Source organism: Myxococcus xanthus, assembly GCF_013116825.1.
GTDB lineage: Bacteria > Myxococcota > Myxococcia > Myxococcales > Myxococcaceae > Myxococcus > Myxococcus xanthus_B.
This window is the reverse complement of sequence record NZ_JABFNS010000003.1, coordinates 32,947-53,776: the sequence shown is the minus strand read 5'-3', so window position 1 is coordinate 53,776 and position 20,830 is coordinate 32,947. Positions and strand designations below refer to the sequence as shown.

General features: G+C 71.2%; 16 protein-coding genes. 10 read left to right on the top strand and 6 right to left on the bottom strand.

What is annotated here, in order from left to right:
* Window positions 1–6: 6 nt before the first annotated feature.
* Complete coding sequence (locus HNV26_RS01690; RefSeq protein WP_171445017.1) at window positions 7–1,278, bottom strand: right-handed parallel beta-helix repeat-containing protein; 1,272 nt, start codon at window positions 1,276–1,278, stop codon at window positions 7–9.
* Window positions 1,279–1,383: 105 nt separating this feature from the next.
* On the opposite strand from HNV26_RS01690, the gene HNV26_RS01685 reads away from it, so the two are divergent.
* Both HNV26_RS01685 and HNV26_RS01680 read left to right on the top strand, forming a co-directional pair.
* On the top strand, window positions 1,384–1,752 hold the full coding sequence (locus HNV26_RS01685; RefSeq protein WP_011555454.1) for an arsenate reductase family protein: 369 nt from the start codon (window positions 1,384–1,386) through the stop codon (window positions 1,750–1,752).
* A gap of 89 nt (window positions 1,753–1,841) precedes the next feature.
* Window positions 1,842–2,702, top strand: a complete 861-nt coding sequence (locus tag HNV26_RS01680; protein ID WP_216611709.1) for a GspE/PulE/PilB domain-containing protein — start codon at window positions 1,842–1,844, stop codon at window positions 2,700–2,702.
* Between the two features lie 209 nt (window positions 2,703–2,911).
* Here HNV26_RS01680 and HNV26_RS01675 read toward each other — a convergent pair whose 3' ends face one another.
* The 4 genes from HNV26_RS01675 to HNV26_RS01660 form a co-directional block, all read right to left on the bottom strand.
* Complete coding sequence (locus HNV26_RS01675) at window positions 2,912–3,727, bottom strand: SGNH/GDSL hydrolase family protein (protein WP_253816085.1); 816 nt, start codon at window positions 3,725–3,727, stop codon at window positions 2,912–2,914.
* Window positions 3,728–3,813: 86 nt separating this feature from the next.
* A complete protein-coding gene (locus HNV26_RS01670; protein WP_171442667.1) occupies window positions 3,814–4,581 on the bottom strand; it encodes an alpha/beta fold hydrolase in 768 nt (255 codons plus the stop codon).
* 105 nt (window positions 4,582–4,686) lie between these two features.
* The gene (locus tag HNV26_RS01665; protein ID WP_140865506.1) at window positions 4,687–5,451 is read right to left on the bottom strand and encodes an amino acid ABC transporter ATP-binding protein; all 765 of its coding nucleotides are present in this window, start codon (window positions 5,449–5,451) and stop codon (window positions 4,687–4,689) included.
* Complete coding sequence (locus HNV26_RS01660) at window positions 5,448–6,893, bottom strand: ABC transporter substrate-binding protein/permease (protein ID WP_171442668.1); 1,446 nt, start codon at window positions 6,891–6,893, stop codon at window positions 5,448–5,450. Before HNV26_RS01660 ends, HNV26_RS01665 begins: the two co-directional genes overlap by 4 nt.
* Before the next feature lie 476 nt (window positions 6,894–7,369).
* Between HNV26_RS01660 and HNV26_RS01650 the strand changes: the two genes are divergently transcribed.
* From HNV26_RS01650 to HNV26_RS01635, 4 genes are all read left to right on the top strand, one after another.
* Window positions 7,370–8,065 carry a response regulator gene (locus HNV26_RS01650; protein WP_171442669.1) on the top strand — a complete coding sequence of 232 codons (696 nt, stop codon included), beginning with the start codon at window positions 7,370–7,372 and terminating at the stop codon, window positions 8,063–8,065.
* A 123-nt stretch (window positions 8,066–8,188) separates the two neighbouring features.
* Window positions 8,189–8,782, top strand: coding sequence for an RNA polymerase sigma factor (locus tag HNV26_RS01645; RefSeq protein WP_140865510.1), 594 nt, complete (start codon window positions 8,189–8,191; stop codon window positions 8,780–8,782).
* Entirely contained in the window at window positions 8,779–11,706 is a 2,928-nt protein-coding gene (locus HNV26_RS01640; RefSeq protein ID WP_171442670.1) for a CHAT domain-containing protein, read from the top strand. The genes HNV26_RS01645 and HNV26_RS01640 overlap by 4 nt, the downstream gene beginning before the upstream one ends.
* A 35-nt stretch (window positions 11,707–11,741) precedes the next feature.
* On the top strand, window positions 11,742–12,278 hold the full coding sequence (locus HNV26_RS01635; protein WP_171442671.1) for a hypothetical protein: 537 nt from the start codon (window positions 11,742–11,744) through the stop codon (window positions 12,276–12,278).
* Window positions 12,279–12,292: 14 nt separating this feature from the next.
* Here the strand turns inward: HNV26_RS01635 and HNV26_RS01630 are convergent, their stop codons facing one another.
* On the bottom strand, window positions 12,293–15,937 hold the full coding sequence (locus HNV26_RS01630; RefSeq protein ID WP_171442672.1) for an AAA family ATPase: 3,645 nt from the start codon (window positions 15,935–15,937) through the stop codon (window positions 12,293–12,295).
* A gap of 333 nt (window positions 15,938–16,270) precedes the next feature.
* Between HNV26_RS01630 and HNV26_RS01625 the strand changes: the two genes are divergently transcribed.
* The 4 genes from HNV26_RS01625 to HNV26_RS01610 all read left to right on the top strand — a co-directional run bounded on the left by HNV26_RS01625 (window position 16,271) and on the right by HNV26_RS01610 (window position 20,787).
* On the top strand, window positions 16,271–18,280 hold the full coding sequence (locus HNV26_RS01625) for a YgiQ family radical SAM protein (RefSeq protein ID WP_171442673.1): 2,010 nt from the start codon (window positions 16,271–16,273) through the stop codon (window positions 18,278–18,280).
* Window positions 18,281–18,351: 71 nt separating this feature from the next.
* The gene (locus HNV26_RS01620) at window positions 18,352–18,972 is read left to right on the top strand and encodes a hypothetical protein (RefSeq protein ID WP_171442674.1); all 621 of its coding nucleotides are present in this window, start codon (window positions 18,352–18,354) and stop codon (window positions 18,970–18,972) included.
* A gap of 143 nt (window positions 18,973–19,115) precedes the next feature.
* A complete protein-coding gene (locus HNV26_RS01615; RefSeq protein ID WP_171442675.1) occupies window positions 19,116–19,622 on the top strand; it encodes a hypothetical protein in 507 nt (168 codons plus the stop codon).
* A gap of 154 nt (window positions 19,623–19,776) precedes the next feature.
* A complete protein-coding gene (locus HNV26_RS01610; protein WP_171442676.1) occupies window positions 19,777–20,787 on the top strand; it encodes a ChaN family lipoprotein in 1,011 nt (336 codons plus the stop codon).
* Window positions 20,788–20,830 lie beyond the last annotated feature (43 nt).

Sequence of the window (20,830 nt, the reverse complement as noted above, 5' to 3'; positions counted from 1 at the left end):
GGACCGTTACTGCGTCACCACGCCGCAGTCGCCCGTCATGTTGGTGGCCGGCTGTCCATTCACCGTGTTGCCAGTGAAGACGTTGTCGCGGGTGATGACCAGCTCCCCCGTATTCGACCCGCGGTTGCAGGTGATGACACCTCCGGCCCCGCCCCGGTTGTTCACGAAGCGGTTGCCTCGCATGACGACGGTCCGCGTCCCGCCGATGTCCTCCAACTGGACGGCCGCGCCAGGGCCCAGCGGGATGAAGTTGCCGTCGAACACGTTGCCCTCCAGCAGGTCATTGTCCGGCTGGAAGTAGTGGATGGCGGCACCACCGCCCAGGTCAAAGATGCCCTGGGGGTTGGGCCACGTGAGGATGGGCCGCTCCCAGAGGTCGCTCGTCAGCGAGCCGCCGAAGGCCTGCACGAAGTTGCCCCGGAACGTGTTGCCACGCAGCACCGTGTTGCGACCGTGGGTGATGCACACCGCGCCACCGCCGGCCATCGAGGAGGTGCCCGGCTGCGCGAAGCGGTCGATTTCACGGATGCGGTTGTTCTCGAAGACGGTGTTTTCCACTCGCGAACCGTCGGTGAACATCAGGTCCAACGCGCCGCAGTTGGCGGAGGACTCGTTGTCACGGAACACCGAATCCGTAATCGTCACCGCGCCCGGGTAGTAGACCCACAGCGCGGCACGCGTCCAATCGCGGTCGCTGTTGTATTGGTTCTTGCGCACCTTCTCGAAAATCATGTGCTCGAACACCGGGTCACCCGAGCCCACGGAGTTGGCGCCGTAGAAGTTCATCCCCCACCAGCCATGGGGGTTGGTGGACGTCAGCAGCACGGGCGCATCCGCCGTTCCCCGGACCTGGATGGCGCCGTACACGCGGACCTCCACGCGGCCCGCCTGGTGGTTCATCACATTGTCCGGGGCGTCCGAATCCACGTCCCGCTCCGACACCTCCGGCCGGCCACGGAAGTCCAGGATGACGCCCGGCCCCACCGTCAGCACCTGTCCGCGGGGAATGGTGACGACCCCGTCTGAATCCCCCTCCACCCGGTACGGCGAGCCCTCCACCGTGAGCCGTCCCGTCAACGTCCCCCTGACAATCGTGCCGCCATCCTCGGGGACCTCGATGTCCGGCCCCGCGTCCGGCGTGCCCGCATCGGTGCCACTGTCTGGCGTGCCCGCGTCGTCTCCGGGAGAGGGCCTGTCATCGGGCCCCGACGAACAGGCAGCAAGCACCAGGACCACGGGGAGCGCGAACAGCGAGCGCGGGAGGCGGGAGGCTTTCATGTCCCGTCGCGCTAACACGCGCTGCTGGCGGCTCGCAAACCGGGTCCGCACGACCCGCGGACTCATCGCTGGGAGGGACGCGGGTGCCCTGTTACAAGCGCGCGCATGGCGAAAGACGTCCTCGTACTCTCATACTCGGGCTGTGGCACCTGCAAGAAAGCGCTGAAGTGGTTGCAGGAGCAGGGTATTGCCCACCAGGTGCGCCCCATCGTCGAGATGCCGCCCACCGTGGCGGAGCTGAAGCAATGGATTGCTCGCAGCGGCGTCTCCGTCCGCAAGTGGCTCAACACCAGCGGCCAGAGCTACCGCGCGCTCGGCAAGGCGAAGGTGGATGCCGCCAGCGACGCGGAGCTGGTCGAGTGGCTGGCCGCGGATGGGAAGCTGGTGAAGCGCCCCGTGCTCGTCACCGGTGACACCGTCCTCGTGGGCTTCAAGCCCGAGGCCTACGAGCAGCACTTCGCCTCGCGCGGCTAAGCCCCGCCAGCAAGGCAGGCGACCTGGCGAGCCCTCGGCGGGGCGCCTCTCGCCGACCGGGGCGTCGAGTGAAGACTTCATGTCTTCTCATGGAGACCGGCTCACGACGTCCGCTCGGCGAGATTCTCCTGGAGCAGGGAGTGCTCAACCGCGCCCAGCTCCGGGTGGGATTGGTGCATCACCATGAGGTGCATGTCCCGCTCGGGCGGGCGCTGGTGCGAGAGGGCCTCTGCTCCGAAGCCGATGTGCTTCGCGGACTCGCCGAGCAGTTCGGCGTGGACGCGGTGGACCTGGAACGGACCCCACCAGACACCCGGCTGCTGGACCACATCCCCGCTCGCGTGGCGCGCCAGTATCGGGTCGTCCCGCTGCGCATCGATAAGGTGCTGCTGGACCAGGGTGAGCGGGAAGTGCTCCACATCGCGCTGCCCGCCCCCGTGTCGCTGGATGCGGTGGACGCCGTCCGCGCCGTGTCCGGAATGCCACGCGTCGAAGCGCACATCGCCGCGGACGCGGCGCTGGCCCGTGCGCTGGCCGGCCTCTATGGCATCGAGACGCCCGCCGAGCCGCCCGCGCCCCCCCCACTCGCGCCCGGGGGCCCCCTGCTGCTCTATGGCTGGCCGCCCGTCACGGCGGTGCTCATCACCCGGCTGCTGGCGAGGAACGGCCTCCAGGCCCGCACCGCCACCCCCTTGGAGGTGCTGCACACCGGGCCGGAGGACGTCGTGCTCGCGCCCCTCCAGGCCATGGAGGGCCTGCTGGCCGGGGAGGTCCGCATCCAGGGCGCCCTCATCGTCCACGGCAGCGACGACGAGAGCTTCGACCGGGTCCGCGAGCTCGGCGCACGCGGCTTCCTGGCCAGCCCCCGGGACGAGGAGCTCCTACTGCGCGCCGTCCGCCGGCTGAGGCCCCACCCCGGCTCGCCCGACTCGGCCCCACCCTCGCACTGAATCCCACCTGGACGCCCGTGGAGCTCGATTCGCGCGCGCAGTGGGACGAAGGCTCACTCCGTCATCTCGACCTGGCGCTGGCCCTGGCGGACAACGACAAGGTCCAGGCGCTCACGCACGCCAGGCGAGCACCCACCGCGACATCCGCGAGCAGGCCGAGCGGCTCATCACCGCCCTGGGCCCGCGCTGATGCGGCCTTCGCCGCGCCGCTAGCCCTGCTGGAGCAGGCCCAGCACGCCCAGCACCTCGGGGTACACCTTGTTGGCGAAGTAACGGCCGCCCGCGACGGTGAAGTGCACGCCGTCCGCCATGCGCAGGCGCATGGGCTTGCGGAAGCCATCCACGTGGGCCTGACGCAGCGCCCGCCCCTTCGCGTCGGTGAAGAAGGGGCGCGTGTCCAGGTGCACCGCATCCTCCCGGGAGGAGATGACCTCGCGCTGGAGGGCGCGGATGATGCGCAGCTTCTGCTCGAAGCGCTTGAGCCCCGTGGCCGGCAGCTCCAACCAGACAATCTTCCGGCCGGGCGAGGAGAGCACGGTCAGGAAGTCATTGATGCGCTGACGGTAGGCGGCCTCCCACCCCGCATGTCCCCAGTGGATGGCCTTGCCCCCCTGGGTGTCCTGGAGCGACTGCCCGTCGTTGCCCCCGAGGATGACGACGACGACGTCCGGCTGGTGACGCTCCACCTCCTCGCGGCCCACGTCCATCCAATCGAAGAAGTCCGGACGGGCCAGGCCCGTGGAGGACTTGGCGCGGCGGGCCGACTGGATGCGCGGGTGCGCGTCCAACTGGGCCTGGAGGTACTCCCCGAAGCCGGTGGCGATGAGGCTGTCCCCCAGCAGCAACACCTTGTGCTTGCGCGCCACTTCGGGCGACGGAGCGGGGGCCTCCGGTGCCGCGGCGGGCGGCGGCACGGCCGTGGGCGCCACGGCGGAGGGCGACGGCTCCTGCACGGAAGCAGCGGGCGCGGGCGTCGCGGAGACAACGAAGAGGGTGACGAGCAATCGCGTGAGACGGTTCTGCATTGGCGCCCGAAAGGTAGCGATCCCCGCGCCATCCGTACATCCCCTTGTCGGCCCGACAGAGCCCCGCCCCCCCCTGCCGGACTGCGTCAGGCGGCGCTGCTCTCCAATTCGGGCGCCGCCGCCGCGTCCAGGGCCGCCAACCAGGGCCGCAGGAGCCCCGCGCACGCCTCCGGGTGCGTGAAGTAGGGCACATGCCCCGCGCCCCGCAGCAGGTGCCGGGGCGTTCCCGGCGGCAGCGACGCGGCCAGGCGCTCCACCGTGGACGGCGGCACCAGCACGTCCCGCGTCCCCTGGATACAGAGGCAGGACACGGGCAGCCTGCGCAGCTCCGGTGGGGGCGCCTCGCCCCGGATGGCCAGGGCGCGATGCCAGGTGGAGCTGCGCTCCAGCGCCGTGGTGGGCACGACTTCGGGCACACGGGAGAATGACACCGGCGTCCAGGCCGCGAGCCCCGCCGCCACCGCGCCCGGCCGGGCCCACCGGGCGATGGGGCCCATCATGCCAATGGCGAGCCCGCGCACGCCCAGGTGCTCCGTGCGGGTAAAGGCGCCCAGGAAGGCCACGCCTCGCGCCGCGCCAGCCGCCGCCAGGTGCGCGGCCACCATGCCTCCGAAGGAGCTGGCTACCACCGCGTCCACCGCCCCCACGGCGCGCAGCACCTGCCGCGCCAAGGCGCCCGCGCCGCACGCGGCCGCCTCACCTTCGGGGTACTCCACCAGGATGGGACGGGCCCAGGGCAACAACTGGTGGGCCAGCGCCTGGAAGCCGGTGCCACGCGCGCCCAGTCCGGGCAGCAGCAGCACCCGAGGCCCCCGCCCCTGCCCCCACTCCATCCACTGGACCTCTCGACGCATGCCTCTCCTTCGCGGGACGCGGCGAGGAACACCGCCAGTGCGCCGGTTCTGCCCGGCCCGTCCGCCAGCATGCCCGGCGGGCGGGCCGCGATGCCAGTGAGGCGCTCAGGCCCCCAGGGTGCGCAGCGCGGGGACGCGGCCCAGCCCCAGGAAGGCACGCGTGCGCTCATGGTGTGGATTGGCGAGCACCCGGGCGGGCGGGCCCTCTTCGATGATGTGCCCGCCGTGGAGCACCAACACGCGCGAGGCCAACTCGTACGCGAAGCGCATCTCGTGGGTCACCGCCACCAGGGTGAGGCCGTCCGCGAGCAGTTGCTCCAACAAATCAATCAGCGCCCCCACCCGCTCCGGATCCAACGCGCTGGTGGGCTCGTCCATCAGCAGCACCTCCGGCTCCATGGCCAGGGCCCGGGCAATGGCCACCCGCTGCTGCTCGCCGCCGGAGAGCTCGGAGGGGTACGCGTCCTCGCGGTGGGACAAGCCGACCTTCGCCAACAACGCCCGGCCCCGCTCGTTGGCCTCTGGCCGGCCCATGCCCTTCACGTGCATGGGGGCCTCCGTCACATTGCCCAACGCCGTGCGATGCGCGAACAGGTGCCACTGCTGGAAGACGAAGCCGACGCGGCGGCGGATGCGGCGCACCTTCTCGCCCTGCGCGCGGACATCGCCTGGGACCAGCGTGTCCGGCCCCACGCGCACCACGCCCGCGTCGAAGGACTCCAGCCCGTTGAGGCACCGCAGCAGCGTGCTCTTGCCTCCACCGGAGGGGCCCACCAACGCCGTCACCTCGCCCGGGGAGAAGACGGCGTTGATGCCCTCCAGCACCGGCCGCCCCTCGTAGCGCTTGCTCAGCTTCTCGACTTCAATCATCCGCGCTCCAGCCTCGCTTCCAGGTGCCTCGCCAGCCGGGACAAGGGATAGCTCATTGCCAGGTACATCAATGCGCACAACGCGCCAGGTATCAGCCAGCTTCGAACATCCACCGCGGTAATCGTCATCCGCTTCGTGAGCTCCACCACGGAGATGACAGATACCAAGGAGCTGTCCTTGAGCAGCGCGATGAAGTCGTTCGCCACCCCCGGCAGCGCCACGCGGAAGGCCTGGGGGAGGATGACCCGCCGCAGCGCCAGCCGCAGGGGCATGCCCAGGGCCATCGCCGCCTCCAGCTGTCCTCGCGGCACGGCCAGCACGCCCGCGCGGTAGACCTCCGACTCGTAGGCCGCGTAGTTCAAGCCCAGCCCGAGGATGGCCGCGCTGATGGGGTCCAACCGGAGCACTCCGGCCAGCCCGTAGTAGAGGACGTAGAGCTGAAGCAGCACCGGCGTGCCGCGAAACAACTCCACGTAGCCGGTGGACAGCCGGGCCGCCCAGCCAGGCCCGTACAGCCGCGTCAGCGCCAGCCCCACGCCCAGGGGAATGGCCAGCACCATGGCGCCCACGGACACCAGCAGCGTCACGCCCGCGGCCTGGAGGAACAGCACCCACTGGCCCCAGCCCATGCGCGCCGTCTGCGCGGGCGCCAGCACCTCGCGGGACTGCGCGTCGGTCCAGTCGACCATGCGCTGCTGCTCGGCGTTGTCGATGCCCCAGCGCTGGAAGATGGCGCGCAGCTCGCCCGAGCGAGCGATGTTCCTCAGCGCCGTGTCCAGCGCCTCTCGCAGGTCCTCCTCACCGGGCCGTACGGCGATGGCGTAGTAGCCGTCCCCCACGTCGCCCACCACCCGGAGCCCTGGGCGTGGCTGCCCGTAGCGCTGCGCGATGATGTCGTCCATCAACACGGCGCGCACCCGCCCCTGCTCCAGGTCGATGTAGGGCTCCTCCACGCCTTCGTAGGGCACCGCCTCCACGCCGCTGCGCCGGAGCAGGTCCCACGCCAGGGAGTTGGCCAGCGTCCCCACCCGCTGGCCCTTCAGCGCGTCCAGCCCGGTGACGGCCGCATCGTCCCGCCGCGCCAGCAAGCGCAGTTGGAAGATGTAGTAGGGCCGCGTGAAGAGGATGCGCCCGGAGCGCGACGGCGTGACTTCGAGGCCGTTGAGCGCCACGTCGAACGAGCCGCGCTCCAACGAGGGGACCAGGCTGGACCAGTCGTTCTGGACGAACCGGGCCCGAACCCCCAGCTCACGCGCCAGGGCCTCCGCCAGTTCCACCTCGAAGCCTCGCATGCCCCCAGGTGCGTCCGGGTCCTCCATCGCGTAGGGCTCTCCACCCTGGGCATCCGCGCCCCACCGCAGCTCCCCCGTGCGGCGCACCCGCGCCAGTCCCGAGTCCTGTTCCGCGCCACACGCGCTCAGCAGCGCCAGCAGCGCCAGCACGGAGGGCAGGAGGAATGAAGGCCTGATTGCCTGGGACAGTGACGGGCTCCTTCTGGCATGTGTAAGGCTCCCCGCCATATGCCAGGAGCCGCCCCACCGCCAGTCGCTCCTGGCGCGCGGGGAGCATCACGCCCTGCCTGCCATCAACCGCAAGACGCTCCTCTTCCTGGTGCTCTCCGGCGTGGCCACTGGCCTTTCGTGGCTGGCCTAGTTCCGCGCGCTCCAGCTCGGGCCCGGCTCCCGCGTGGCGCCCCTGGACAAGCTCAGCCTGCCCCTCACCTGGCGGATGGGTGTGGGCGTGACGCTCATGGCCGTGGGTGCATTGCTGACGTTGAAATGAACCCCGGGCGCAATGGGATGAAGCAATCCCACCCACCCTGTCGCAGGTGCGAGCATGACCCGGCATTCATTTTCCAGACTCTGGGATTTTCCGTAGGTGCCCGGTCTAGAGTGCGCGCCCGAGGAGCGACGTTGTCATGGATGCGTTCAAGGTTCTGGTGGTCGACGATGAGCAGCCCATCGCACGCGCGCTGCAGCGTCTGTTGAAGCGAGAGGGATTCGAGGTCCAGATTGCCTTCAATGGCAACGAGGCGTTGGAGCGGCTGGAAGGGTTCAGCCCGGACATCGTCCTGACGGATTTCCGGATGCCAGGAATGACGGGCAGCGAGCTGCTCCAGCGCATCAAACGCAGCCATCCGCTGGCCCTGCGCCTCATCATCTCCGGCTATGCGGACTTCAAGTCCGTGGTGGCCTCCGTGAACGAGGGCGAAATCTGCCGGTTCATCAGCAAGCCATGGGACGACGCGGAGCTGGTGACATACCTCAAGGGCCTGCTGCGGCACCGCGAGACGATGGCGTGCCTCTACGCCCCCTTCCGGCAAGCGCCGGATGGCGTGAACGCGGAGGTCGGCATGTCGGCCGCGTCCATGGTGCTCAAGGTGCAGGTGGCCGACCCGTCCTTCCCGGCGGACCAGGCCGTCGCGCTCATCGAGCGCTTCGCGGGCATCCTGGCCGACGACCGCCTCAAGGTGGTGGGCGGATTGCTCGAGCGCTACGGCGGGCGCCTGTCCTTCATGGCGGACGTCGGTGGCCCCCAGCGGCTCCGGCTGGAGGTGCCGGTGCCCACCCTGGAGACCGTCAACGCCCTCCGCCCTGGCGCGAACGACGCCTGACAGCGCCCCAGCCCGCCCCACATCAGCGCACCTCCCACATCCGACAAACGCGTCGCACTGTCCGATTTCACCGAAGGGAATTTCCCCGGCCCGTTCTCACCGTGCGCAGGGAGCAGCCCACCGGTGGAACGACACGAGAGCAGGACAACTGAGAGCCCCGCCGCGCCGGGCGATGGGCACCGCCGTCAATTCGACGCGTTCGCGCGAGCACGGCGTCCGGCGTTGGTTCGAATCGCCCGGCGATTGTGCTCGGGTGGAGCCATCGACCCGGAGGACCTGGTGCAGGAGACGCTGGAGCGCGCCTACCGCCACTTCGACAAGCTGATGGCGGAGAACGCGGGGGCGGTGAGCGTCTGGTTGAGCACCACGATGAGCAACCGCTTCCTGGACCACTGCCGGCGGCGGCGCACCGAGGTCATGGGCGCGCCCATGCTGCGCCTGGTGCAGGACCTGGACGCCGAAGGCGAAGCGGCGCCCCAGGAGCGGTGGGAACGCGTGTCTCGCGACGAGTTCCAGCGGGCCATCGACCAGCTGCGCCCGCCGCACCTGCGGGACGCCTACCGGCTGCACGTCGCGGGGTTGCGGTATCGGGCCATTGCCCAGCAGCTCCGCTCGACGGAAGGGACGGTGGGACGGTGGCTCACGGAGGCGCGGCAGGCGCTGCGCGAGCTGCTGGGCGGCAAGGACGCCTCGCACGAAGGCATGGCTGAATCATGAGCAGCGTCTGCGACAACCTGGAGCGTTTCGTCGATGGGGAGATGCTCCCCGCGGACGCGGAGAACTTCCGCCACCACCTGGCCCGCTGCGCGGCGTGCGAGTCGCGGATGAAGGAGCTGGTCGCCCTGGAGCTGCTCGCGGACGACGCGCTGAACAGCCCGGGGCCGGAGCGGCTCGGCGCACCTTCGACCTGGCGGAACAAGTCCTGGCTGATGGTGGTGCCGCTCGCGCTCGCCGCGGGCCTGGCCGCGCTCGTGCTGGTGCCCCAGACGCAGCCCACCGACTCCGCCCCCGGGCTCTGGCTGGCGGAAGCGGCCACCCGGCCCCTGGAAGTCCGCCTCACCCACCCCGGCGCGGACGGACACCGGCCCTACCAGGTGATGCGCAGCGGCGCGGGCGCCCGGCCCCAGGCCCTGGCGCTGCGCGAGCTGGCCCGGCTGGAGGAAGCGGCGGACCACCGGGGCATCGCCTCGGCCTTCCTGCTGCGAGGTGACCTGGCCCAGGCCTCCGCGTTCCTCGACAAGCTGCCCGCCTCCGCCGACCTGGACACGGACCGCGCGGCCCTGGCGCTCCAACAGGATGAACCGGAGAAGGCGCTCGTCCTGCTGGAGCGCGCGCTCAAGCGGAAGCCTCGCCATGCCCAGGCGCTCTGGAACCAGGCGCTGGCGCTCCAGCGGCTCGGCCTGTCACTGCGCGCCGCGGAGTCCTTCGAACAGGTGGCGCGGCTCGGCGAGCGCGGTTGGAGCGACGAGGCCGCCCAGCGCGCCCAGGCGCTGCGGAGCGCGGCGGAGCAGGAGCGGAAGGACTGGAAGGGCATGCGCCAGGACTGCCAGCGCATGGTGGATGGGGGTGCGCCGCTCTCCACCGCGCAGGCGGAGGCCCTGCCGGGCATGGCGCGCGTGTGCCTCTACAACGCCCTGCGCGCCGCGGCCTCGCCCGAGCGCGTGGAGTCCCTGCATCCCCTGGCGGTGGCGCTGGACCGCAAGGAGGACGGCACGCACCTGGAAGATGCCCTGCGCCGCACCGCGCGGCGGGACTTCTCCGCGCGAGCCTCCCTGGCCCGTGAGTACGCGCGCCTCACCCGGGGCGAGGTGAAGGGCCCCGCGCTGGAGTCCTTCCTGTCGCGGCTGCGCGAGGCCCGGCAGGAAGACCTGCTGCTGGGCGCGCTCGCCTATGCGGACCCGCGCCAGTTCCCGGACGAGTACCGGGCGCTCGCGCTGGAGACGAAGGACCCGTGGTTCGCGCTGCTGGCCGAGGAGCGGCAGGCCCGGGCGGACGCACTGGCGGATGCCCCGCAGCGCGCGCGGGAGCGGCTCCAGGCCGCGGTGAAGACGTGCACGGATTCCGGCAAGCAGCAGTACCGGTGCATGTTGATGCAGCGGGAGCTGGGACTGGTGATGGCGCGGCTGCACCGCCCCGTCGATGCACGCGCCCGCTTCGTGGGCGCGCTGCGCGCCGCGCGCGACAGCCGGGAGTGGGGTTCTCAGCGGAACCTGCTCCAAGATTTGGGACAGGTGGCCCGGACGCAGGGAGACCTGGTGCTGGCCCGGGCCTATGTGGAGGAGCTGCTGCTCCAGACGCCCGAGGGCTGCGCGGACTCCGAGGTGGCGCTCACCAGCCTGGCGCTCGCGCACCACCGCGCGCTGGATGTGGCGGGAGCCCGGGAGCTGCTCGACCGGGCCATCCAGTGCAGCCAGAAGCCCTCCATGGCGCGGCTGGCCCTGCTGGCCGACCTGGCCCGCACGCCCTTCAGCAAGCCGGAGGACACGCGGTTGCTGGAGCAGGGCCTGGCGGCGCTGCGCGATTCGGGCACGCAGGACGCGGGGGACCTCGCGCTGCTGCGCCACATCGAGGGACGCTTCTACCTGGAGCAGGACGCGCGCCGGGGACAGGCGCTGCTGCGGCAGGCGTTGGCCAACGCCGCCATGCTGCCGGCGGCGAACGTGAGCGCGCGCAAGGCCCGCGTCTACAGCTACACGTCACTCATCCTCGACGCGGGCCGGACGGGCGAGCTGGCGCAGGGGCTGGCCCTCTTCGCCGAGGAGCGCGCCATGCCCGCGCCGGAGCGCTGCGTCCTGGGCGTCACGGTCGACGACGAGCGGACCTTCGTCGTGGCCCGGGACTCGGAGGGGCGCATCCTGGGCCACCATGACGCGGGCCGGAAGGCGCCGCTGGAGGGCGTCGATGGCCTGGTGCCTGACGCCATGGTGAAGGCCCTGCGCGCCTGCCCCAGCGTGGACGTCCTCGCGCGTCCGCCGGTGCAGGGGCGCGCGGGGCTGCTGCCGCCCGACATCGCCTGGTCCTACCGGGTGAGCGGCCTGCCCGTTTCGCCGCCGTCGCAAGCGAAGATCCAGCGGCTCATCGTGACGGACGTGCTGGCGCCCGCGTCGCTCCACCTGCCCACGCTGCGCGCGTGGGACCCGGCCAGCGACACGGGCGAAGACCTCACCCTGCTCCGCGGCGCCGCGGCCACGCCGCCGCGCGTCCTCGCCGCCATGCGGGAGGCCACCGAGGTGCAGGTCCACGCGCACGGCATCATCGACCCGTCGGTGGCGGACGCCTCCGTCCTCGTGCTTTCACCGGAGGCCCCGGGTGGCCGCTTCGCGCTCACCACGGGCGACCTGAAGGGACAACGGCTGCGGGGTCGGCCGGTGGTGCTGCTCGCGGCCTGCTACGCGGGGCATACCAGCGCGTATTTGCACGAGAACTTCGGACTGCCGCTGGCCTTCATCGAATCCGGAGCGCGAGCCGTCCTCGCCGCCACGCAGGAGATTCCCGACGACGAAGCGCACGCGTTCTTCGAGCCCGTCCTCGCGCGGATTCGCGACGGCATCCCCGCGGCCGTGGCCCTGCGCGACGAACGTCAGGCATGGCTGCGGCGCCACGCCAGCGCCTGGGTCCAGCAGGTGCTCCTCTTCGAGTAATCCCCTCGCCTCATCCATCGCGTGAGTTCATTCCCATGAAGAAGTACCTCCTCCCTCTCTCGTGTCTGTTCCTGACCTCGGCCTGCCTGCACACGGGCAAGACGCCGGACTGGACCCCCTCGGAGGACATTCCCCCGGGCACCTACGTCCTCGTCACCCTGCAAGACGCCGGCAGTCCCCAACGGCGCTCCACCTACGTGGTGGACCCGCGCATGGGCACCGTGGTGGAGCGACGGGATGGCAAGCGTGCATACGCGGTCGCTGCCCCCCAATCGCTCGACACCGAGTCCACGGGCGAGGCCGTACAGGCGGCCCTCGTGCCCACTAGCCGCGTCACCGTCGCCATGTCCGTCAATTGCCGGGAAACCCTGGCGTCGCCGGATGGCTGCGTGGACCTGGCCATCGACCCCAAGCATGAGACGTCCGGGGATCCGAACCCCATCAAGGATGAGAAGCAGCGCATCGCCATCACGGAGCGCTACGTGAAGCAACTGGCCGTGAACGTCCTGCAGACGGCGCGCCGCGCCGGTGTCCAGGTGCACGTGCCCGCGCTCAAGCGCCCGGCGAAGTAACGGCCCGCGTGGGCCTACCGCGCGTCCGCCCCCGAGGCGCCCTCGGGGGACGGAGCCGCCGGCACGAGCCCGCTCAACGTCTCCACGTAGGTGGCGGCCACGCGGAGGAAGCGCGCGCCCTTCACGCCGGTGAGGTACTGCCGCTTCATCGCGCGCGTCGCGCCCACGTAGAACATGGCGCGGCGGATGCGCTCGTTCTCCCGGGCCGAGCGCTCGCGGGCACCGGCCATCCACTGCTCCGCGGTGTCCAGCGCATCCAGCCCCGCGAAGAAGACGATGGGGCATTCGTGCCCCTTGCAGGAGAACACCGTGGTGGCGCGCACGTGGTCCACGCCGCTGACGCGGAAGTCCGTCACGTTGCGCCCGCCCTTGCCTCCGTAGGCCTCCGCGGGCACACCCGCGCGCTTGAGCGCCTCCGTGTACTGGGAGGGCATGACGGGGGCCACCACGAGGATGTCACTGGGGTGGACGCCCTCCTCGCGGATGAGGCGGGCCACCTCGCGAGCCACCTGCCGCGCCTCACTGGCGCTGGAAGCGAAGCCGCGCACCTGGGGCAGCACGCCGCCGCGCTCGGTGGACTGCACGCGGAAGAGGCCCTCCAGCGTCTCCTCCGGAAGCCAGACGAGCCCCTCGCGCGCCAGCTCGCCCACCTTCATGTATTCACGCATGCCGGGCTCGGCCGCGGCGTGCTGGCGCAGCGGGTCCAGCACCACGTTGAAGGCCACATCGAGGATGTCCCGGGTGGCGCGGAACGTCTCCTTGAGGACGCGGGTGCGTCCTCGGAACGACAGCCCCTCGGGCAGTTGCTCCTTGAGCGCGTCGATGGGCACCTGGCCGTAGACGTTCTGCGAGTCGTCCATGAAGAGCTGGAAGCAGCGCACCTCGCGCCCGTCCGGCAACGTGTCCGGACGCACCAGCGTGTGGAGCATGGCCAGCGCCTTGGCGTCCATGTCCTGGGCCTCGTCCACGAAGACGCCGTCAAAGGAGGCGGGGGCATGGCGGCGCAGCGCCCCCACGTGCCGCACCGTCACCCGTGCACGCAGCTCGCGCACCCGCAGGCGGCCCGCGCGCTGGGCCAGCGCCTCCACCAACAACTTGTCCACCAGCGGGGCCAGCGCACGATTGAAGAAGGACACCAGCACCTGCGCCTCGGAGTGCTCCAGCAGGTAGCGCGCCACCCAGTGCGCCAGCACGTACGTCTTGCCGCTGCCCGCCACGCCGCGCACCAGGTGGTGCCCGTCGTCGAAGCGGCGCTCGAAGAGGGACACCTGCTCGTGCGTGAAGAGGGGCTTTCCAGGCCGCGCGCCCGAGATTTCCGCGCCCAGGTCCACCGGCACCGGCGGGGGTGGTGGTGGCGGCGCGCGCTGCGGCATGGGCAGCGGCTCCAGGCGCAGCGGCTCACCGGGGTGCACACGAAGGCGCGGCAGCAGTGACAGGAAGCGCTGGGGGATGGTGGCGGCGCGCGCCTCGTCGCGGGAGGCCAGCACCAGCAGATAGTCCTTCGCGCGGCTGGCGGCCACGTTGAGCATGGGCACCAGCGTGTGAGGCGGAAAGGGCCTGCCTCCCGCGACGGTGTCCACCAGCACCACGTCGTACTGGGTGCCCTGCTGGCGATGGATGGTGGACGCGCTGAAGACGTCCCCGCGCAGGCCCGCGGCATTGCCCAGCCGGCGCAGCAGCGCGGCCTGCGCGCGGTAGGGCGTGACACACAAGACGCTGAGGCCAGAGCGCACCGCCTCGCGCGCCAGGGACACGGCGAGGTTGGCGGACAGCTCGCGCTGGTAGCCGGAGCCCGTCTCCCCGCGGCCGTGCGTGAGGCGCTTTGAATCTCGCGTGAGGCCGTCCAGCACCACCCAGCCCGCGCGCACCGAGGGGAACGCTGCCACTGGCGCGGGCCGCTCCGCGCGCTGCTTGACGACGTCGCCGTCCTCCAGCGCGCCGCCGTAGCAGAAGTGGCTCACCACCTTCGCGATGTCCGGGTGCATGCGGTGCTGGGTGCGCAGCAACAACACGTCAGCGCGCGCCGCGTCCCTCACCGCGTCTTCCAGGTGCGACAGCCCGCTGCCGCGAAGCCACTTCTGCGTGCCCTTGCCCGCGCCCTCCGCGGCGCGGCTCACCGGGCCAATCTGCTTCGGGTCACCCGCCAGCGTCACCCGCTCCGCCAGCGGCCCCATCAACGCGGTGGCCGCGCGGGTCACCATGCCGGCCTCGTCCACCACCAACCGCGCGAAGTGCCGCTTTCCCTCCAGCTCCGACACCAGACGCAACGCGCGGTGCACGGTGACCACCACCAGCGGGCAGTCCCCCTTCTCCACTTCCTTGAGCGTGGGGTCCTTCACCTTGCCGCGCAGCCCGCGCAGCTCCGCCTGGAGCTTGGCCAGCTCATGGGCGGGGCCGCCCCGGACCCGCTGGAGGATGAGCTCCCGCTCCCGCTCCTCGATGCTGGCGCGCAGCTTGCCGCCCTTGGTGTCCTCCAGCATGACGGTGGGCAGCTTCACCAGCGCCTCGCTCGCGCCGGTGCCGCCACGGAAGATGCTGCGCGCCAGGGGCCGCAGCGGAATGGGCTCGCGCTCCAGCAGCGCGCTGACGCGGAGGACCAGCTCGTCCGCGGCGCGGTTGGTGGGCGCCACCGCGAGGATGCGCTCGCCCGGGAAGGCGCGCAGCGCCCGCGCGATGAGGTCCGCCACCGCCGTCGTCTTGCCCGTACCGGGAGGTCCCCAGATGCAGCCCCAGGGCTGGCGCCACAGCCGGTCTGCCGGAATCAGGGCCTCATCCTGGGGCGTCAGCGTGACGGGAGGCGCCTCCCCACAGGCGCGGCGCAGGGACTCGGAGAGGGCATCCTGCCGCTCTTCGTAGGCAGAGGCCGCCGCGCACAGGGCCTCGGCGAAGTCATAGGGCCGGTAGCACCAACGGTCCGCGGACAGCGCGCGGCGGTCCACGTCATCCCCGTGGCTGGGCGCGGCGAACACCCGCCCCGATTCGAAGTCCAGGTGGACGACGTCTCCGCCGAAGACGCACTCCTCCCCCTGGAAGCCGAGCACCGAACCTCCCGACCAGTCCGGGTCCGCCGCCGGACGCGGGATGAGCGACAGCACCCCGGGTCCCTGGAGGCTGACCCCGCGCACGTCCTGCAGCAGCTGCGCCCGGTACTGGCTGCGCTCGGACAGCAGCGCCTCCCGCAGGTCCTCCGGCAGATACGCGGGCGGAGCCCAGAGCTCACGGCGCTTCCCGGTGGCCACCGCGGCGCGCATCGCCTCGCGCTCCGCGGGGCTGACGTCCTCTGGCGCGGAGACATCGCGCGACGGAACGTCCTCTCCGCCTTCCCGTCCCCGCGCCATCCGCGACACGAGCAGCAACGGATTCGGCGCCCGGGCCACGTCCGCCTTCGCCTCGGTGGGCTCGGGGGCCTGGGGCGGCTCCACCCGCACCGCGTTCTCGGTGCGCCGCAGCGCCACGTCCTCCTCACGTGGAGGCTCGGGGGCCTGGAACGTGTTGCGCCAGCGCGGCACGGCCCCCACCCGTCGGGGCGGAGCGGCTTCGGGCGGCGGCGCATCGTCGTATTCGACATGCAGCTCGCGCGTGGACGCAGGCGACTGAGAGCCCCCATCTCCGGGCTCCGCCGCCTCGCCCGCACGTCCCGCCTCCGGCCCCCGCATCATCGGACGCGCGGCCTCCACACCTCGCCGCGCACCGGCCCTGGGCCACCGGTGCCACGCGGGGCCGTTACCTCCGGCAGGGCTGGAGAAGACGCTGCGGCTGCCATGGCGAACACTCGCGAAACCTACACTTCATGACCTGCCCACCCGAACAGGTCGCCACATGTAAGAGGCCGGCCAAGGTAGGGGAGGCTTGGATCGCCGTCAATGCGCCACACCCAGGGTGCATGCGCGGTGGGTAGGAAGGCAGGCCGCCCCGGTGTACACCCTCTCCAGCCGGGCTTGCTTCCGCGTCCTCCCGATGTTCCGGGTGGAAGCCCCCCGCCCCTCACCGACATGGCCTATTCGACACGCTACGCCCATCCCTTCCTGCCCACCACCCGTGCCGACATGCAGGCGCGCGGCTGGGAGCAGTGCGACATCATCATCGTGACGGGGGACGCGTACGTGGACCACCCGGCCTTCGGGCCGGTGCTCATCGCGCGCTTCCTGGAGGGTCGCGGCTTCAAGGTGGGCCTGCTCCCCCAGCCGGACTGGCACTCGGCCGAGCCCTTCAAGGCGCTGGGGCCGCCGCGCATGTTCTTCGGCGTGGCCGCGGGCAACCTGGACTCGATGCTCAACCGGCTGACGGCCCAGAAGAAGAACCGCTCGGAGGACCAGTACAGCCCCGGCGGGCAGACGAACTGCCGGCCGGACCGGGCCACCATCGTCTACGCGCAGCGCTGCCGTGAGGCCTACCCCGACGTCCCCATCATCCTGGGTGGCATCGAGGCCAGCCTCCGCCGCATCGCCCACTTCGACTACTGGAGCGAGAAGGTGCGCCGCTCCATCCTCTTCGACGCCAAAGCGGACCTGCTCGTCTTCGGCATGGGCGAGCGCCCCATCATGGAGGTCGCGGACCGCATGCGCCAGGGTGAGCGCATCCAGGACATCCGCGACGTGCGCGGCACCGCGTACACCATCAACGACGAGGAGATGCGCGCCCTGGAGGCGGACCCGGCCAAACGCGCGGTGGACCGCAAGACGGTGGTGCTGCCGTCCTACGAGCAGGTCATCGAGGACAAGCACGCCTTCGCGGTGATGAGCCGCGACTTCCAGATGGAGACCAACCCGGGCAACGCGCGTCCGTTGGCGCAGCGCCACGGCAACCGCGCCATCTACATGAACCCGCCCGCGCTCCCGCTGGAGGACGGCGTGGGCACCGCGGGCGGCGAAGGCAAGTCCGTGGCCATGGACGAGCTGTATGACCTGCCCTTCAACCGCGTGCCGCACCCGATGTACCGGGAGCGCATCCCCGCCTACGAGACGGTGAAGCACTCCATCGTCCTCATGCGCGGGTGCTTCGGCGGCTGCACCTTCTGCTCCATCACCGAGCACGAGGGTCGCGTCATCCAGAGCCGCTCCGCGGAGAGCGTGCTGCGCGAGGTCCGCGCCCTGCGCCGCATGGGCGACTTCCGGGGCACCATCACCGACCTGGGTGGCCCCACCGCCAACATGTACAAGCTCAAGTGCAAGAGCGAGGACATCGAGAAGCGGTGCCGCAAGCTGTCCTGCGTCCACCCGGGCGTGTGCGAGAACCTCCAGACGGACCACGGGCCGCTCATCAGCCTCATGCAGGAGGTGCGCAAGGAGGACGGCGTCAAGCACGTCTTCATCGCCAGCGGCGTGCGGTACGACCTGGCGGAGCGCTCGCCGGAGTACGTGAAGGAGCTGGCCGCGCACCACGTGGGTGGGCAGCTGTCCGTGGCGCCGGAGCACGTCTCCCCGCGCGTGCTGGAGAAGATGAAGAAGCCCGGCATCGAGAGCTTCGAGCGCTTCCAGCAGATGTTCGCGTGCGCCAGCGAAGAGGCCGGCAAGGAGCAGTACGACATCCCCTACTTCATCAGCGGCCACCCGGGCTCCACGCTGGAGGACATGGTGGAGCTGGCGCTGTGGCTGAAGCAGAACGGCAAGCGGCCCCGGCAGGTGCAGGACTTCATCCCCACCCCCATGGCCATGGCCACCGCCATGTACTTCACGGGGCTGGACCCACTGAAGATGGAGCCCGTCTACACGGCCCAGGGCCTGCGCGAGAAGCGGCTCCAGAAGGCGCTGCTGCTCTACTGGAACCCGGAGCAGTGGCCGCTGGCGCGCGAGGCGCTGAAGCTGGCCGGCCGCGAGGACCTCATCGGCCGCGGGCCCCACGCGCTCGTCCCGCCGGAGTCGCCCGGGGAGGCCGCGCGCCGGCAGCGTGCCGAGCGCGACACGGGGGCTTCCGCGCCGCGTCACGAGGCCGCGCCCCGGACCGGACCGAATGGAACCGCGCGTCCCCGGGCGCGCCGTCCCGGTGGGCCTCGCGCCCGCTGAGCGCCCTGGGCCCAGGGAGCCCGAACGCGCGGTTTGAATAAACCGCCGCGATTTTCGTCGGGCCTCCCACCATGCTCAGCCTCCTCTCCGCGTTGTGGCTCGCCACGGCTCCCGTGACGACCTCGGAACAGCCCGTGGTCCGCCCCCCGCCTCCGCAGTGCGTGTTCTCCCAGGGACGCTCGGTGTGCGGCTACCAATGCAAGACGACCGGAACCCAAACAGCCTGTGCCCGGACGCCCTACGGCATCTGTGAGGTCCTGGCGGGAGGCGTGCACTGTTGGGACCCGCCCCTGGTCGCCATCCAGCACCCGCCCACCACGAGCGCGAAGCCGGAGTGCAAGGAGAGCCGGGGCCAGGTGGCCTGCGGTTACAACTGCCGTCAATTCAACGGCGAGGTGGCCTGCAACCGGACGCCCTACGGCGTCTGCTCCACGAACTTCAACAAGCTGACCTGTTGGGACCCGCCGGACGCCGTCATCCACCAGTACGGCGCGGAGACGCCAGCGCCCCGCTGCCTCAACGCCTCCGAGGACATGGCCTGCGGCTATGACTGCAAGGCCACGCGCACCGAGGTGCAGTGCGCCAACACGCCGGACGGCGTGTGCCGGCTCGACAACCAGCGCTTCACCTGCTTCGACCCGCCGTCGCTGCTGCACTGCGACCACAGCGCGCCGCCGCCGCCGCGGCACTGAGACCACACGTCCAGCGCGTGTGGCTCGGCACGCGAGTCATGCCCGCGAAGGGGAGGCCCAGGCCCCCTTTGCGGCGCTACACGGCTCCGGATAGGGTGCGCCGCCTTTCGCGACATCGCGACACACCCAGGAGTACGTAGACGATGGCCAGGACAACCCAGGAGCAGACCCAGGAGCGCCACGCGTTTCTGCTCGACCTCTTCCGCCAGCAGCCGGACATCAGCAGCAAGGAGGCGCTGGAGTCCTTCAAGGATAAGTTTGGCGGCACCATCAACATGAAGACGTTCAACCAGCTCCGCGAGCAGGCCGAGGACGAAGCCGCGTCGGCCGCCGCCGCCGCGCCCGCCCCCGCCCCGGAAGTGGAGCCCGAGCCCGAGCCCGAGGAGACCGAGGCGACGGTGGACGACGCCGCCGCCCGCCTGAAGGCCGCCGCCGCGGCCCCCGAGGCCATCAACGGCGCGGCCGGCGCCCCCGCCAAGAAGGCCAAGGCGAAGGGCAACGGCCCGAAGAACATCTTCGTGGACGCGCCCAAGGAGCACCTCACCTTCCTGGAGGGCATCATCCAGCAGTTCCAGGAGGCCGGCGCCGCCAACATCCGCATCGACCACGCCACGGACCGGTGGATGGTCGTCGTGGTGGACTCGAAGTAGCAGGACCGTCCCGGGCCAGGCGGAGTGCCCGCCTGGCCGGGATGCGCGCCGTCAGCGCACGGGCGTCCACGTCCAGCGGTTGTCACCGGTCCACCACCTCGCCACTTCCGGGAGTAGTCCACGCGGCCTGCCTTGTGGATGAATGGAGCGCGTGATGCGCACGCTCCTCACCGCCGCCGCCCTGCTGTTCACCACCGCCTGTTCGCACGCTGGCGCAGCGCGCCCCCATCCGGCGGCGACGTCCCAGGGGTCCCAGTCCCCCATGCCCGGAGGATGGACATCCCCCCTGCACCGTGAGCACCCGCTCACCGGCCGCATCTGGGACGTGAAGGCCGCTCGCTTCGTGGACGCGGAGGCACTTCGCGGCGCCCTCACACAGGCCCGCTTCGTGGTGCTGGGCGAGCGCCATGACCAGCCCGACCACCACCAGCTCCAGGCGTGGCTCGTCCAGGCCCTGGCTACGGGCGACAAGAAGCCCGCGCTGGCCTTCGAGATGTTGGACGTGGGCCAACAGCCCGCTGTGGACGCATCGCTGGCGCAGGCTCCGCGCGACGCGGATGCGCTCGCGCTCGCCGTCAACTGGGCGGGCAGTGGTTGGCCGGACTGGGCCCTGTACCGGCCCGTGTTCGCGGCCGGGCTGGAGGCGGGGCTTCCCATCGTCGCCGCCAACCTGCCGCGCTCGCAGGTGCGGGATTTGGTGATGCGCGGCCCGGAGGCCCTGGCCCCCGGACTGCGCCAGCGCCTGTCCCTGGACACGCCGCTGCCTGAGCCGGTGGAGCAGGCGATGCGCCAGGAGCAGGACGAGGCGCACTGCGGTCATCTGCCCAAGGAGATGCTCGGCCCCATGGTGCAGGCCCAGCGTGCACGGGACGCGCACCTGGCGGACCGGCTGTCGAACGCGGACACCGGCCAGGGCGGCGTGCTCATCACCGGCAACGGCCATGCACGGACGGACCGGGGCGTCCCCGCGCAGCTCGCGGCCCGTGCGCACGGCAAGGACGTGCGCGCCGTGGGCTTGCTGGAGGTCGACCCGAAGCTGCGCGAGCCGGCGGACTACGCGGCCTCTTTCGGCGCGCAATCCCTGCCCTTCGACTATGTCTGGTTCACGCCGGCGATGCCCATGGAGGACCCGTGCGCGGCGCTCCTCAAGCGCCCCAAGAAGTAACTCCTGGGGCCCGAGGCGTGACATCGCCAACATGTCAGCAATT

Bases quoted from the DNA above. Each gene is read 5' to 3' on its own strand.
- HNV26_RS01690 (WP_171445017.1), bottom strand. From the start codon at position 1,278: ATGAAAGCCTCCCGCCTCCCGCGCTCGCTGTTCGCGCTCCCCGTGGTC.
- HNV26_RS01685 (WP_011555454.1), top strand. From the start codon at position 1,384: ATGGCGAAAGACGTCCTCGTACTCTCATACTCGGGCTGTGGCACCTGC.
- HNV26_RS01680 (WP_216611709.1), top strand. From the start codon at position 1,842: ATGGAGACCGGCTCACGACGTCCGCTCGGCGAGATTCTCCTGGAGCAG.
- HNV26_RS01675 (WP_253816085.1), bottom strand. From the start codon at position 3,727: ATGCAGAACCGTCTCACGCGATTGCTCGTCACCCTCTTCGTTGTCTCC.
- HNV26_RS01670 (WP_171442667.1), bottom strand. From the start codon at position 4,581: ATGCGTCGAGAGGTCCAGTGGATGGAGTGGGGGCAGGGGCGGGGGCCT.
- HNV26_RS01665 (WP_140865506.1), bottom strand. From the start codon at position 5,451: ATGATTGAAGTCGAGAAGCTGAGCAAGCGCTACGAGGGGCGGCCGGTG.
- HNV26_RS01650 (WP_171442669.1), top strand. From the start codon at position 7,370: ATGGATGCGTTCAAGGTTCTGGTGGTCGACGATGAGCAGCCCATCGCA.
- HNV26_RS01640 (WP_171442670.1), top strand. From the start codon at position 8,779: ATGAGCAGCGTCTGCGACAACCTGGAGCGTTTCGTCGATGGGGAGATG.
- HNV26_RS01635 (WP_171442671.1), top strand. From the start codon at position 11,742: ATGAAGAAGTACCTCCTCCCTCTCTCGTGTCTGTTCCTGACCTCGGCC.
- HNV26_RS01630 (WP_171442672.1), bottom strand. From the start codon at position 15,937: ATGATGCGGGGGCCGGAGGCGGGACGTGCGGGCGAGGCGGCGGAGCCC.
- HNV26_RS01625 (WP_171442673.1), top strand. From the start codon at position 16,271: ATGGCCTATTCGACACGCTACGCCCATCCCTTCCTGCCCACCACCCGT.
- HNV26_RS01620 (WP_171442674.1), top strand. From the start codon at position 18,352: ATGCTCAGCCTCCTCTCCGCGTTGTGGCTCGCCACGGCTCCCGTGACG.
- HNV26_RS01615 (WP_171442675.1), top strand. From the start codon at position 19,116: ATGGCCAGGACAACCCAGGAGCAGACCCAGGAGCGCCACGCGTTTCTG.
- HNV26_RS01610 (WP_171442676.1), top strand. From the start codon at position 19,777: ATGCGCACGCTCCTCACCGCCGCCGCCCTGCTGTTCACCACCGCCTGT.